Raw genomic sequence first — 15,269 nt, 5'->3', positions numbered from 1 at the left:
AAAAAATTTCTGCTATAGTATCCAATTTGCGCTTAATTTTGAATTTACTTTTTTTTAAGATAATAAATTATCGCATTTTGTTCGCCAAATTCCACGGTAAAACGCAAGGGTAAAATTTTAACATAGGTTTCACTTTGAGCACGTAATAAGTCAGTATTAACAATATCCTTAACACTGATTTTAGCTCCTATAAAGCAATCACTTAACTCATCTTTATGAGAATTTAAAAAATTAAATTTAATTGTTTTTGGCATATTATCATCAATCAATCCTAAAGAAGTTCGAGGTAAAACTTTTAAATCTTGATCACTATAAGAAATTTCACATACCCATTGTTCTTCAACATTTTCACTTTGCGTCATTGCTAAGGATAAATTTCGATTTTGATGAAAGAGAATGAAATTTTTACTAGAAAGCTCTGCCCAAAAAATAAATTCATCTTGGGCAAAAAGCTTAAAGCTAAGAAAGATTAATAAGCAAACAATTCTTTCCACTTGTCTGCATCGATTTTAAGTTCTAAGTTTACTCTATAAAGCCCTTGATTAAAATTCTCATCAATAATACTTGCATTTTTAATCAAACCATTTACTTGCGCAGTAATAGTTGAACTTCTAAGCATTGCATCTTTTACAGTATCCTTACCATTCACTTTCACACCATAAAGCTTACTTGCAAGCTGTCTGTAAGCATCTGTAATCGCTGCTCTTTTTGCTAAAGCTAGGGCTTGAGCAGTAGAAACTGTATTCATCGGAGCAATCCCTTCACCAACTGCTGTAAAACTAAGTTCCGTTTCGCTAGCATCTGGAGCCAACATTTTTTCTTCTCTGATAATATCACGCACATCATCTTTATCGACTTTTTGCACGATAACATCTTGAGATGGAGCAGTGCTATTTGCACTTGAATTTTTAGTTGCACTGTTTGCACTTGGTACACAACCAGCGAAAATTCCTGCTATTGCTAGCATAAAATAAATTTTTTTCATTTTTACACCTTCAAAATATTGTAATTAGTAAAATAAAAAGCAATAAGCGTTCCAACTTTAAACTTATTACAAATCTAAACCAAAGTTTTCATCGCTTAACTCATCCTCATCATTTTCCTCTTTAGGACACTTAGCGATGCTAACCACCTCGTCATTTTCCACGTTAACAACGATGACGCCACTTGTGTTACGCCCTGCTTTTCTAATACTTTGCATATCAACACGTATCATCTTGCCTGAACTTGTAAGAGCCATCAAATCCATAGTTTCATCTACTATAACTACGCTAATAAGATCTTTAGTTTTTTCTGTAAGTTTCATGCAAATTACACCCTTACCACCTCTGCTTTGTAATCTATATTCTCCAGCATTGGTGCGTTTTCCTATACCTTTTGCGCTTATGCTTAAAATTTCTTGCTCATCATTTTCTACAACAACTGCACCTACTAATTCGTCATTTTTCTCTTTAAACTTAATAGCCGTCACCCCACGACTTACACGGCCGATTTCACGCACTTTGGCAAGTGGGAATTTGATACACATACCTTTTTTGGTTACTGCAAAGAGCATTTTACCTTGTGTGTTTATACTTTCTTCATTTTCAAAATTTTCATCATCTAAATTTTCAATTTCTTGATTTTCTAAATTTTCTTCACCACCACTGGTAAAAATTTCATTTTCATCTCTTTGAACAATAATAGCAGTTACCAACTCATCATTTTCATCCAAGTTGATCGCTCTAACTCCTACACTTCTGATATTTTGATATTCACTCAAATTTGTACGCTTTACAATACCATTTTTAGTAAAGAAACATAAAGATTTACTCTCATCAAAATCCGTGGTTGGAATAATAGCCATGATTTTTTCTTCAGCTTGTAAATTGATAAGATTTACCACTGCTTTTCCTTTAGCCGTTCTTGAGCCTTCAGGAATTTTATAAACTTTAAGCCAATAAAGCTGTCCACGATCTGTTACAAACATAAGCGTATCATGTGTATTTGCCGTAAAGAAACTTTCTATAAAATCATCATCATAAGTCGTAACTGCTAATTTTCCTTTTCCGCCTCGTTTTTGCTTTTCATATTGTTTACTAGGCACACGCTTAATATAACCGCGATGCGTAATAGTTACAACCATATTTTCATTAGGAATCAAATCTTCAATATCAATATCATCATAATCATCTTCAATTTGAGTAATACGTGGCACATCAAATTTACTTCTAATTTCTTTTAATTCATCGCGAATTAAATTTTCAAGCAAGGTTTCACTTTTTAAAATTTCTTCAAGTCTTGCAATTTCTTTCATTAATTCTGCAAGTTCATTTTCGATTTTTTCTCTTTCAAGTCCTGTTAAACGACCCAGTTTCATATCTAAAATAGCATTGGCTTGAAGCTCACTAAGACCAAATTTAGCTACCAAAGAATCTCTTGCGGTATTATTATCAGAACTGTTTTTAATTAAAGCAATCACTTCATCTATATTATCAAGTGCAATTTTAAGACCTTCTAAAATATGAGCTCTTGCTCTTGCCTTTTGAAGTTCAAAAATCGTTCTTCTAATAATAACTGTTTTTCTATGGGTTAAGAAAAGATTTAAAAGTTCTAACAAAGAGAAAATTTTAGGTTCTTTATTGTGAATTGCCAACATAATCACACCAAAAGTACTTTCCATAGTGGTAGATTTAAATAGATTATTTAAAACAATTTCACTCATAGCCTCACGTTTAAGCTCTATAACAACGCGGATTCCTTCTTTATTACTCTCATCTCTTACTTCAGATATTCCTTCAATTTGCTTTTCTTTAACAAGCTCTGCAATCTGCTCTATAAGTCTAGCTTTATTGGTTTGATAAGGAAGCTCATCTATAACAATAACATCTTTATTTGTCTTTTTTTCAATATGAGTTTTAGCGCGCACTTTCACGCGACCACGCCCTGTGCGATAAGCTTCTATAATACCTTTTTTACCATAAATTATTCCACCTGTTGGAAAATCTGGACCTTTGATAAACTGCATAATCTCTTCTAAGCTTGCATCTTTATTATCAAGCAAATATAAAATTCCATCTATCAACTCATTTAAACTATGAGGTGGGATGTTTGTCGCCATACCTACAGCTATACCACTTGAACCATTTAGTAATAAATTTGGAACCCTAGAAGGTAAAACATCAGGTTCACTTTCTGAACCATCATAATTTGGAACAAAATCGACCGTATCTTTATCTATATCTTTTAAAAGTTCATGAGAAAGTTTGCTCATTTTTGCTTCAGTATAACGCATCGCAGCAGCGCTATCGCCATCTATAGATCCAAAGTTGCCTTGTCCTGTAATACTTGGATATCTCATAGAAAAATCTTGAGCCATTCTAACCAAAGCATCATAAACTGCTGTATCTCCATGTGGGTGATAACGACCTATAACAGCACCCACTATACGGGCTGATTTGACAAAATCTGTCCTACTTTTTGCCTCGTCATTTTGCATAGCATATAAAATTCTTCTATGAACAGGCTTTAAACCATCTCTTGCGTCAGGCAAAGCACGACCTATAATAACACTCATAGAATAGTCTAAATAACTACTTTTTATAGAATTTTCTATATCTACAAGTTCAATATCAGAATCTTTGCTAAAAATATTCTCCATAAAAATCCTTCTATTAGTTCAAAGTTTTGATTATAGCATATTAAACTTTTGCATCAGCTAAAACAAGAGCAAAAAGTACAGAAATTTTATTTTCTTCTAAAACTTTTTTAGCTTCCAAAAGGCTAGAACCAGTCGTTACAATATCATCTACTAAAATTACAGGTTCGTGAATGGTTTTTAAGAGTTTGTAATTTCTTTTATGTTTTTGACGAAATTCTAAACTTTTTCCAGAATATTTAATATGATTTTGTGCTTTTAAAATATTAAAAACAGGTTTTACAAATTTTGTTTTAAGATATCTAGCTAAAATAGCAGAATGTGAATAAAGCATATCTTCAACCTTATCATCTAAAGCTATAACATTAATTGTCATTCTAGGATCAAAAAAATCTTTAAATTTTGCAAAACTTAATTTAGCAAGCATTTTATAAACGAAATAACCATAAAAATAATGTTTAGAGTGAAGCAAGTGTTGTATCTCATGGTATTTATAAAAAGAATAGACTTTGAAATTATTATCAAGCTTTCTTACATTTAAGGAAAATTCAGAAAGCTCTAGCTCACATAAATCACAAAAGCAAAGCAGAGCAAAAGCTCCGCAATTTATACACCTCAAAGTTCAGAGATTAAACTAGCTGCTTTATTTGCCATTTGTTTTATTAACAAATGAGTATAAAAAGTTGTTTCTTTTAGATCATCGAAACCTTGTACATCTTGCTTGGTGCGGATTGTAAATTTCTTATTTTTGTTTATATCGCTAACTTGTAAAACTCCTACTAGTTTTGAATGTAATCCTGTAGCATCTTGAGTTGCTCCATAAGATATAAATTCTAAATCAATCTTACTCACATAAGGTGAATTTTGATCGTTATTGTCAAGCACAACTATTCCTCTAGCTTCAAGTTCTTGTTTTAAATAAGTATAAAATACCGCATTAAAATTCACATCAACAAATAACTTTTTCCCTTTAGCATTTAAAACTTTTTGTCCTTCTTTTAAATCATAAAATCTATGCAAATAAACCTTTTTTAAAGCAATACCAGTGTCTAAAGTGCGTTTATTGGCACAACATTGAATTCCAACATCGCTAATGTATAAAAGTCCTTTAATCTTTGCTTCAAAGCCATCAGGACTTTCGCAAGAACTGCATTGAGAATTTCTAGAAATTTGATTAACTTGAGCAAAAGTATCTTGTTTAGTTGCACAAGCACTCAAAAATAAAATAGGCGCTATAAAAATCAAAAATTTTTTAAACATTTTTTCTCCTTAGAAAATTATTTTAAAATTGTATTAAAAATACAAGCAAATTTCAAGCCAAGTTTTAAATTTATCATCAATCTATCTTTAAAACACTCAAAAAAGCTTCTTGAGGTAAATTTACCTTACCTATAGCTTTCATTCTTTTTTTACCTTCTTTTTGCTTTTCTAAAAGCTTTCTTTTTCTAGTAATATCCCCACCATAGCATTTTGCTGTCACATTTTTACCCATGGATTTAACAGTCTCCCTTGCGATGATTTTATTTCCAATACTTGCTTGAATGGCCACTTCAAAAAGCTGTCTAGGAACTATTTCTTTCATAGCGCTAACAAGCTCTCTTCCTTTACCTTGTGCTTTCTCATTAGGCACGATAATGCTTAGCGCATCAACATTTTCACCCGCCACTTTAATATCAAGTTTTACCAAATCCCCTACTCTAAATTCTATAGGTTCATAATCAAAACTCGCATAGCCTTTTGTTAAGGACTTTAATTTATCATAAAAATCCATCACAATCTCATTTAAAGGTACATCATATTCTAGCAAAACACGCTCAGGTGTGATATAGTCCATTTTAACCTGCACTCCTCTTTTGCGATTTAAAAGAGTGATTAAATTCCCTAAAAATTCACTTGGAGTAATGATAGTGGCTTTAACATAAGGCTCTTTTATATGATCGATTTTATTAACAGGAGGAAGCTCGCTAGGATTTTGAATTTTAACAAGTTCTCCATCGGTTTGATAAATTTCATAAGTCACAGTTGGAGCTGTAGCAATTAAATCAAGATTAAATTCTCTTTCAAGTCTTTCTTTGATCACTTCCATGTGTAAAAGTCCTAAAAACCCTACCCTAAAACCAAAGCCTAAAGCCAAAGAAGTTTCAGGCTCATAGGTAATAGAACTATCGTTAAGTTTTAGCTTATCTAAAGCATCTCTTAAATCTTCAAATTTATCCGTTTCTATAGGATAAAGTCCTGCAAAGACAAAAGCTTTAGCCTTTTCAAAACCGCCTATGGCTTCTTTAGCCTTGTTTTTTACTAAAGTAATAGTATCGCCTACTTGTACATCACCTACAGTTTTAAGCCCTAAAACCACCACGCCTACTTCACCTGATTGTAAAGATTGAGTTTTAATTGGGCTTAAAGGATGAGGATAAAAAAGATCTTGAACTATATGTTTTTTATCCGTACTCATGACTAAAACTTCATCATTTTTAGCAATACTTCCTTCATAAATCCTAACTAAAGCCAAAGCACCCAAATAATTATCAAACCAAGAATCATAAATTAAAGCCTTAGTAGGAGCTTCATCATCTGTTTTTGGTGCAGGGATTTTAGTAATAATTGTTTCTATAAGCTCTTTTATACCCACTCCTGTTTTTGCACTCACGCAAATGGCGTCTTTACAATCTATACCTATAATATGCTCGATTTCATGCTTGACTTTTTCAATATCAGCATTAGGCAAATCGATTTTATTAATCACAGGAATGATTTCAAGATTATTTTCAAGCGCTATATAAACATTAGCTATAGTCTGTGCTTCAACACCTTGAGAAGCATCTACTACAAGTAAAGCCCCTTCACAACTTGCCAAAGAACGACTCACTTCATAAGAAAAATCCACATGGCCAGGAGTATCAATAAGATTTAAAACAAAATTTTCGTTATTAAATTTATAATTTAAACGCACCGATTGTGCTTTTATAGTGATACCACGCTCTTTTTCTATATCCATAGTATCCATAACTTGTGAACTCATCTGCCTATCACTAATAGCACCACACTCGCTAATAATCCTATCTGCAAGAGTAGATTTTCCATGATCTATATGAGCTATAATAGAAAAATTTCTAATATTTTTTACCGACAAAATTTCATCCTAAATATAAAATTTTAAAGCTAGGATTTTAACAAAATTTATGTTTAAAACAAATAAATTTTATTTTATATAAAAAACTTCAATTGAAATTTATATAAAGCATACTAAAATATCAAATGTTTGAAAAATATTTAAAATCAGCTATGTTTTTAGCTCTTTATCCCTTAGCAATGTTAGCTTCTAATTTGCACGAATTTATAGCACTAAGTCAAAATAACGAATCCTATCTCATTAAACAAATGCAAAGCGAACAAGCAAATTTGGACAAAGAACAAGCTTTTAGAAATTACCTACCCTCTCTTGGTCTAAACTCAGCTTATGTAGCCAACAATAAAGATCGCTTCATTATCGATCCACAAGAAAGTTTATTTGCTAAAGTTTCTCTTAATTTTTTGCTTTTTGATGGGGGTTCTAGAGAGGCCAATTTAAGGGCTTTAGAAAGCAAAGAAAAATTAAGCCTTTTAGACAAAGAACAAAGCAAAAATTACCTTGCCTTAAATGCAATCACACTTTATTTTAACACCCTAAGTCTTGAAAAAATTTTACTAGCCAATCAACAAAAAGTAGCTTTTTTAAAATCAACTTTTGAAAGATTGCAAAAATTTTACGATGCAGGACTTAGCCCTAAACATGAACTTGAAAGCATTAAAGCCAAATATCATTTAAGCTTATTAGAGCTCAGTCAAAATGAATTAAAACTTGCCAATATACAAAAAGAGATTAAAATTTTAAGCGATACAGATTTTAAAGTGCAAGGGAATGCTTTTTTAGAAAATCCGCAACAAGAAAAAAGTCAAAACTATGAAGTAATGATAGCTAAAGAACAAATCAATCTTGCTAAAGAAAGTGTAAATTTAGCAAAAGCTGAATATTTTCCAAAATTTTATATTCAAGATAATTTTAACTTTTATAAAAACAATTATAATCCAAAAGTTCCGGCTCCTTTTGCAAATTTAGCGGATCAATTCTTAGAAAAATATTCTCAAGGTAATCAGTTTATTTTAGGTATGGAATGGAAAATTTTTGATTTCAATGCAAGGGCTAAAGAAGTTGAAAAAGAGCGTTTAAACGTTCAAATAGCCAATGCAAACGCAAGGTTTAGTGAGAGAAAAAATAAAGAAGAATTAAATTATTTAGACAAAAGTTTAAAAGTTTTACAAGAACAAATTTTAGCTCTTAATCTTAGCTTAAATGCTGCAAATTTAGCTTTTGAAAGTGTAGATAAAAAATACCAAGCAGGACTTGTTTCTTATGTGGAATATCTTCAAGCTTTAGAGGCTAAATTTAAAGCACAAAGCGATTTAGAGCTTGCTAAAAATGAATTTGAAATTACTAAAGCAAATTATTATTTTAATGCAGGTATAGATCTTAATTCAAAGGTTAAAGAATGAAAAAAATTCTATTTTTACTTCTTGCTTTTAATTGCGCCTTTGGCGAAGAAATTTATGCAAGTTTCAATGTAGAAGCATCAAAACAAAGTAAACTTGCCCTTGAAAGCATAGGTTTAGTTCAAAAAATTCCTGTAGAAATTGGACAAAAAGTCAGCAAAGGAGAACTTTTACTTGCTCTTGATCAAGAAAGTGAAAAAATAGCTCTTCAAAATGCCCAAAATTCTTATCAACTTGCTCTTGTAGAATACGAAAATACCAAAAGCAAAATGCAAAAAATCAAAGCTGTAGAAAATGTTATAGACAAACAAAGCTATGAAGATATGAAAGCTAAGTTTGATGCAGCTAATTTAAATTTAAACAAAGCAAAAATCAATATAGCTTATTATAAAAATATCATGACAAAAAAAGAATTGCGCGCACCTTATGATGCTATTATCGCAAATAAATTTATACAAGTGGGTGAAGGAGTAGGAGGAGTAGCTCAACCTTTAATAGAAATTTTTTCCTATCCACAAAGCAAACTGATTTTAAGTTTTGATGAAAAATACAAAGATAAAGTTAAATTAGGCGATGATTTCTTTTACAAAATCGATCAAAATGGTGCAGAATTGAAAGGAAAAATCAGCCTTATCTATCCAAGTATAGAAGTAAAAACAAGAAAAATTTATGCTGAAGTGCAAACTACAAATTTAACACCAGGGCTTTTTGGCGAAGGTAGAATCATCACTAAAGATTAAAAATGTTTAAACTAGCTATAAACCGACCAATTACTGTGCTAATGTTTTTCTTAGCTCTTATGATTTTTGGGCTAATCTCTGCTTTTAGCATGAGTGTAAATTTATTTCCTAATGTTTCCATACCTCTTATAAAGATTACAAGCAAGGTAAATGGGGATTTAAATTTCGTAGAATCAAAAATCACTAAAGAAATAGAAAATGCTCTAAGTGAGATTGATGGAGTAAAGACCATAACCTCAGCTGCGTATGATAATTTTAGTGTGAGTGTAGTCGAGTTTAAACTAGGTAAAAATCTTGAAGTAGCTGCTAATGATGTGCGTGATAAAATAGGAACTTTAAGCCTACCTTCTAAGCCTGAAATTGAAAAAATCAGCTCAGATTCTGGTTCTGCTATTTCGCTTTTTTTATATTCTAAAGATAAATTACAACTCATGCGCGAAATCAATGATAAAATAAAACCTTTTTTGCAAAGAGTTAAAGGAGTAGGTAAAATCGAAGCTAAGGGTTTTTTAGAACCCCAAATTCGCATAGAATTAAAACCAAATGAACTTAGAAAATACAATCTTAACGCCCTTGATGTAGCAAATATCATCAAAAGTCAAAATTTTAAACAAGCCCTAGGCGAACTTAATAACAATCGAGATAACTATATCATCAAAGGCTATTTTGAAGCCACAAATTTAGAAGAACTTAGCAATCTTCGCATAAAAACAGGAGTATTTTTAAGCGATATTGCTAATATTTCAAGCCTTTATGAAGATGAAAAACAAAGTGCTTTATACGAAGGTAAAGAAGGGGTGCTTTTAGAACTCGGAAAAATCACAAATTATAACACCCTTGAAATGATTAAAAATGTCAAAAATGCCTTGCCTATTTTAGAAAAACAAATTCCAAAAGATATAAGCATTAATGTGCTTTACGATAAAAGCTTAAATATCCACAAGCATCTTTCTCAAGTGATTTTTGATATGGTTTTGGGGATTTTTCTAACCCTTGTAATTGTATTTTTATTTTTAAGAAATTTAAGTGCAACTCTCATTGCTTGCATAGCTATACCTACTTCTATCATTTCAACTTTTTTTATTATCGATCTTTTAGGCTATGATTTAAACCGCTTAACTTTCATAGCTTTAACCTTAAGCATAGGAATTTTTATCGATGATGCTATAGTAGTGATTGAAAATATTGCTAAAAAACTAAAAACTTATCCGCCTTTACAAGCTGCTTTTTTAGGTATCAACGAAATAGGTTTTAGCGTTTTAAGCATCAGTATAGTTTTACTTTGTGTTTTTATCCCTATTTCTTATATGAACTCTATACCAGGGCTTTTTTTCAATGCCTTAGGCATAAGCGTTGCAAGTGGGATAGTGATAAGCTTTTTGGTTTCTGTATTTTTAATACCTAGTATTGGAGCAAGATTTTTAAATCCAAAAGAAAGTAAGTTTTATGAAAAAACAGAAGTTTTTTTTGAAAAAATAGAGCAAAAGTATGAAAATTTACTCTATAAAATTTTACAAAATAAAGCAAAATTTATCCTAGCCACTCTTGTTTTTGTAGGGCTTTCTTTTGCTTTAGCTACCCGTATAGGACTTGATTTTTTACCTATGGAAGATGATAGCGAAATTCAAGTTTTACTTGAAAGCAAAAAGGATTTAAGTTTAGAAGCCATGAAAGAAAAAAGTTTAAATTTGCTTGAAAAAATCAAAAATGATAGCAATGTCAAATACGCTTTTTTACTTGTAGGCTATGATGATGCCAAAGATGCTACAAAGGCTAAAATTTATGTTAAACTTAAAAATTTAGACGAAAGAAATTTAAGACAAAGTGCTATAGTAAGTTTATATCGTCAAAAATTTCAAGATGAAAGTTTAAAAATCAAAATTTTAGAACTTCCAAAGATAGAGGGTGCAGGCATTGATGATCCCGTGCAGTTTTTAATCTTAGGAGATGATTTAAACACTCTAAAAGAAGCTGCTTCTCGAGCAAAAGAAATTTTAGGCACTAATGCACGCATTGTAGATATAAGCGACAATGCTAATGCTACAAAAGATGAAGTAGCCTTACACATCAACAAAGAAAAAGCTAAACTTTTAGATGTCAATCCTGAATATATCGCTGGGGTTTTAGGGTATTCTTTTTCGCAACTTAGCGTAGGAAGTATGGATAGAGGCAATTCAAAAGATGATATTATCCTAAGTTTTGCTCCAGAATTTAAAAAAGACATAGAAGCTTTAAAACGCATTAGTATTAAAAACAACCAAGGTGTAAATTTAGAACTTTCAAGCGTGGTGGATTTTATATACAGTAAGGATTTAAAAACTATCAATCGTTACAATAAAAACCGCTCTGTGAAAATCACAGCTGGAGTAAATGATCTTTCCTTAGGAGCGGTGCAAAAACTTTTACTAGATAATATGGATAAAATTTTAAATAATAATGCAAGTCTTAGCTATGCTTTTTCAGGCTTTATCAATCTTTTAGGTGAAACCGTGCAAGGTTTTGCTATGGCAGTAGTACTTGCTTTTGTTTTAATTTATCTTGTTTTAGCCGCACTTTATGAAAGTTTTATTCTGCCTTTAATCATCATGATAACCATGCCTTTAGCCTTTGGCGGAGCTTCTATAGGGCTTTTTATCACGGGGCATAATTTTTCGCTTTTTGTACTTATTGCCATCATCTTACTTTTTGGTATGGTGGGGAAAAATGCTATTTTGCTTGTGGATGTAGCTAATAAAAAATGTCATGAAGGTTTAGATCCCGATAAAGCTCTTTTAATCGCTGGAAAATCACGCTTAAGGGCTATATTGATGACAACTTTTGCTATGATTTTTGCTATGCTCCCACTCGCTCTTTCAAGGGGTGCGGGCTATGAAACTAATTCTCCTATGGCAATAGCCATTATCTTTGGGCTTATAAGTTCGACTTTGCTTACCTTACTCGTAGTACCTGCACTTTTTAAATTTTGTTTTAAACTAGATAACAAATTAAGAAAAATTTATGAGAGAGAAAAATTAAATTAACCAAAATGATTAATTTAATTTTTTTAAGTATTATTCTTATAAAGTGCTTTTAAGTTATCATAGGCGATTTGTATTTTTTCAAACTGTTCTCTTGCGTAAGCTTTTTCTATTGCACTTTTTCCTTGATGAAAATCAGGATGATAAAGTTTTACCAAAATCAAATATTTTTGTCTGATTTCACTAAGATCATTTTGCGGAGTACATTCTAAAGTATTAAAATAATTACTAAAAAGCTTAGCTAAAGCATTAAATTTCCATTTCATATTTTCTTTATTGTGAATATTTTGGCGAAATTTTTTATACTCTTCTCGGTCAACTTCAAAATTCACGCAATATTTTAAATGCTCGCTCTCATCTGCAAAAGCTTCAAAAAGTTCAAGAGTATTCTCGTTTTTATATTCTAAAATTAGAATATTTGTCATTTCATTATATTCTATATTATGATCTTGAAAATAATTTCTTATATAGGTAACAAATAATTTTTCATTAGAGCTTAACTTCATCAAAATTCTACCCGCAGCAAAATCAATCTTGATAAACAACATAGGCTTAAGCATATTATTTTGCTCAAAATTTAATCTAAAAGTTTTAAAATGAGCATCTTGTAAATTCTCTATACCTTCATTTGTACTTTTGCGATATTTTTGATCTAAAACTTTTAAGAAATAACGACGCTGTGGAATTTCATTTTCTTCAAAAAAAGAAAAAATTTTATTTTTTCGTCCTATGACCTTTGTGAAATTTTTGGTAATCAAGTCTTTAAAATACTGAAATACGCTAATATCATCTGTATTAACATTGATAGTTTCTAAAGTTTGCACGATTTGCATCTATTTCTCCCATAAAACCTCATTTTCAAAAAGCTCTTTAGTGCCTTTTAAAATTTCATTGGGTGTATAATCGGCTTTATAAGATAAAGATTGACACTTTTTTACAAAATACCCAAGATAAATATAATCTAAGTTCATTTTTTTAGCTATTTGTATTTCATTGAGCAAAGAAAATTTACCCAAAGAAAAATACGAAAAATCAGGATCATAAAAACAATAAATGCTTGAAATTCCATCCTCTAAAATATCAATCAAATCAACACAAACGAGCTTATCTTCTATATAAAATGCAAGCTCATATCCAAAATTCATAAAACCATCGACATAAAGATTATAATACTGCTTAAAGCTTAAATCATAACGCTTCCAGTTCTTTTTTTCTTCCATAAAACGATGGTATTTATCATATAAAAACAAATGTTCATTGCTTAAATTGGGTGTTCTAAGCATAACTTTGGTGTTAATATTTTTATTTATAACCCTTCTTTCACTTTTTGAAAAATTATATTCATTAACTAAAATTCTAAGACTTAAACATTCATCACAATCTTTACAAATAGGGCGTGAAAAATACCTACCAAAACGACGCCAACCTCGTTTTATTAGCCCATTATTGATTTCTTTAGGGCAATTTTCAATGTATTTATACTCTATTCTTGAGCGTTTATCTTTTAAGTAAGGACACTGATCTTCAAGAGTACAAAAACCAATCTCAAGCATTAAATTTTCTTAATATCTGCATTTTTGATAAATCCGGAAAATTCATCCTGTAGTTTTTCTTGCTTTAAGAAAATTTCTTGCATTTCCTTATCTATGTTTGCTTCTTGATTTTTTTCGCGAATATCTTTAGCTAGTTTTTCTAAATTTTTTACACTTGCACCACTCTTGCTTGATTTCTTCGCTAATTTTGGAGTATTGGCGTTAGCTTGCATTTCTTTTTTAATACTTTTAAGACTGTCTAAAAAATCCATCTATTATTCTCTACTTTCTCGTATTTTTTTAAGCGTAGCAGCTATTGCAGCTATAACTTCTTCTTTGTTTTCTTGATGACGATCTTCTGTTTTTTCTAATAATTCTTGCATATGTGTTTCTATGAAAGAGGTGTCTAAATACCCTCTTCTAAATTCTCTTGTTTTTGTAATGGCAATTAAAAATGGTATCGTTGTTCTAATATCATCAATCACAAATTCCTTCAAAGCACGCTCAAGTTTATTAACCGCTAAATCATAACTGGTTGCTTTAATAATAAGCTTTGCAAGCATGGAATCATAATAAGGCGGCACAGTATAGTCTTTATAAATATGACTATCAACCCTAACAGATGGTCCAAGAGCTGGGTAGTATTCTCCTATTTTTCCAGGACTTGGAATAAAATTTTTCCATACATTTTCAGCAGTAATTCTAGCTTCAATAGCAAAACCCCTAGGTTTAATATCGCTTTGTTCTAAGTCCAAAATTTCTCCTGCTGCAATACGAATTTGTCTTACAATAAGGTCAATACCTGTAATTTCTTCAGTAATTGGATGTTCAACTTGAATTCTTGTATTCATTTCCATAAAATAAAAGCGATTATAATCATCAAGCAAAAACTCTATAGTTCCAGCATTTGTATAACCTACAGCCTTAGCAGCTGCCACAGCTGTAACACCCATGGTTTTTCTAAGATTATCTGAAATTCCAGGGCAAGGTGCTATCTCAATTACCTTTTGATGTCTTCTTTGGATAGAGCAATCCCTTTCACAAAGATGGATAATATTTCCGTAGTTATCTCCTAAAATTTGAAATTCTATATGCCTAGGATTAACTACATATTTTTCCATAAATACTTCATCATTATTAAAGTATGTTAAAGCTTCTCTTTTGCAAGATTCAAAAGCATTTTCAAGATCTTGTTCTTTATGAACAACGCGAATTCCGCGTCCACCTCCACCACCTGAAGCTTTTAAAATAACAGGATAACCAATCTTCTCAGCAAAAATTTTAATTTCTTCCATGCTATAGGAATTTAATTTTTCAGTCCCTGGAACAATAGGTATACCATTTTTAGCCATTAACTTACGAGCGATATTCTTATTTCCCATCTTATGAATTACTTCAGATTTTGGACCTATAAAAATAATTCCAGCATCTTCACAAGCCTTAGCAAATTCGTAATTCTCACTTAAAAATCCATAACCAGGATGGATCGCATCAGCACCACAAGCCTTAGCAATCTCGACAATACGAGCAACATCTAAATATCCTCTTATAGCATCCGTTCCTATGCGATATGCCTCATCTGCGATTTTTACATGCAAACATTCACGATCAGGCTCTGTAAAAACTGCAACACTTTTAATATGTAAATCTCTACAAGCACGGATTACTCTAACAGCTATTTCAGCTCTATTTGCTATGAGAATTTTATGGATTTGATTCATAATTTGCCTTTTTTGTTATATTTTTATTGTTAATTTTAGCAAATTTTCCTTACAAAAACTTAGCAAAAAATTTAATTTATTTTAGTTATAAT

Annotated in this window: 13 protein-coding genes; 3 read left to right on the top strand and 10 right to left on the bottom strand. The window is 31.0% G+C overall.

Features of this window, described 5'->3' with window-relative positions:
• Positions 1-44 precede the first annotated feature (44 nt).
• The 6 genes from flgQ to lepA all read right to left on the bottom strand — a co-directional run bounded on the left by flgQ (position 45) and on the right by lepA (position 6,770).
• A complete protein-coding gene (gene flgQ / locus AJN70_RS02355; protein ID WP_002880735.1) occupies positions 45-494 on the bottom strand; it encodes a flagellar assembly protein FlgQ in 450 nt (149 codons plus the stop codon).
• Complete coding sequence (gene flgP / locus AJN70_RS02350; RefSeq protein WP_002852972.1) at positions 470-985, bottom strand: flagellar assembly lipoprotein FlgP; 516 nt, start codon at positions 983-985, stop codon at positions 470-472. The genes flgQ and flgP overlap by 25 nt, the downstream gene beginning before the upstream one ends.
• A gap of 66 nt (positions 986-1,051) precedes the next feature.
• On the bottom strand, positions 1,052-3,640 hold the full coding sequence (gene gyrA / locus AJN70_RS02345; RefSeq protein WP_002880737.1) for a DNA topoisomerase (ATP-hydrolyzing) subunit A: 2,589 nt from the start codon (positions 3,638-3,640) through the stop codon (positions 1,052-1,054).
• A 40-nt stretch (positions 3,641-3,680) separates the two neighbouring features.
• Entirely contained in the window at positions 3,681-4,256 is a 576-nt protein-coding gene (locus tag AJN70_RS02340; protein WP_002880738.1) for a ComF family protein, read from the bottom strand.
• Positions 4,253-4,897 carry an outer membrane lipoprotein MapA gene (gene mapA / locus AJN70_RS02335; RefSeq protein ID WP_070295456.1) on the bottom strand — a complete coding sequence of 215 codons (645 nt, stop codon included), beginning with the start codon at positions 4,895-4,897 and terminating at the stop codon, positions 4,253-4,255. Before mapA ends, AJN70_RS02340 begins: the two co-directional genes overlap by 4 nt.
• A 76-nt stretch (positions 4,898-4,973) precedes the next feature.
• On the bottom strand, positions 4,974-6,770 hold the full coding sequence (gene lepA, locus AJN70_RS02330; RefSeq protein ID WP_002880740.1) for a translation elongation factor 4: 1,797 nt from the start codon (positions 6,768-6,770) through the stop codon (positions 4,974-4,976).
• Positions 6,771-6,895: 125 nt separating this feature from the next.
• On the opposite strand from lepA, the gene cmeD reads away from it, so the two are divergent.
• From cmeD to cmeF, 3 genes are read left to right on the top strand one after another with little or no spacing between them, the layout of a single operon-like run.
• Positions 6,896-8,170 carry a multidrug efflux RND transporter outer membrane subunit CmeD gene (gene cmeD / locus AJN70_RS02325; protein WP_070233088.1) on the top strand — a complete coding sequence of 425 codons (1,275 nt, stop codon included), beginning with the start codon at positions 6,896-6,898 and terminating at the stop codon, positions 8,168-8,170.
• On the top strand, positions 8,167-8,907 hold the full coding sequence (gene cmeE, locus AJN70_RS02320) for a multidrug efflux RND transporter periplasmic adaptor subunit CmeE (protein WP_002880742.1): 741 nt from the start codon (positions 8,167-8,169) through the stop codon (positions 8,905-8,907). Before cmeD ends, cmeE begins: the two co-directional genes overlap by 4 nt.
• Before the next feature lie 2 nt (positions 8,908-8,909).
• The gene (cmeF, locus tag AJN70_RS02315) at positions 8,910-11,927 is read left to right on the top strand and encodes a multidrug efflux RND transporter permease subunit CmeF (RefSeq protein WP_070295454.1); all 3,018 of its coding nucleotides are present in this window, start codon (positions 8,910-8,912) and stop codon (positions 11,925-11,927) included.
• Positions 11,928-11,950: 23 nt separating this feature from the next.
• Here cmeF and AJN70_RS02310 read toward each other — a convergent pair whose 3' ends face one another.
• From AJN70_RS02310 to AJN70_RS02295, 4 genes are read right to left on the bottom strand one after another with little or no spacing between them, the layout of a single operon-like run.
• Positions 11,951-12,757: an adenylosuccinate lyase gene (locus AJN70_RS02310; RefSeq protein WP_002861764.1), complete on the bottom strand. Its 807-nt coding sequence runs from the start codon at positions 12,755-12,757 to the stop codon at positions 11,951-11,953.
• On the bottom strand, positions 12,758-13,477 hold the full coding sequence (locus AJN70_RS02305) for an arginyltransferase (RefSeq protein ID WP_002870578.1): 720 nt from the start codon (positions 13,475-13,477) through the stop codon (positions 12,758-12,760).
• Positions 13,477-13,728, bottom strand: a complete 252-nt coding sequence (locus AJN70_RS02300) for a hypothetical protein (RefSeq protein WP_070247870.1) — start codon at positions 13,726-13,728, stop codon at positions 13,477-13,479. The genes AJN70_RS02305 and AJN70_RS02300 overlap by 1 nt, the downstream gene beginning before the upstream one ends.
• A 3-nt stretch (positions 13,729-13,731) precedes the next feature.
• Positions 13,732-15,177, bottom strand: coding sequence for an acetyl-CoA carboxylase subunit A (locus tag AJN70_RS02295; RefSeq protein ID WP_002856595.1), 1,446 nt, complete (start codon positions 15,175-15,177; stop codon positions 13,732-13,734).
• Positions 15,178-15,269: the final 92 nt, after the last annotated feature.

The organism is Campylobacter sp. BCW_4341 (assembly GCF_001764255.1).
Lineage (GTDB): Bacteria > Campylobacterota > Campylobacteria > Campylobacterales > Campylobacteraceae > Campylobacter_D > Campylobacter_D jejuni.
The sequence above is the reverse complement of the archived record's forward strand: the minus strand, read 5'-3'. Positions and strand labels throughout refer to the sequence as shown.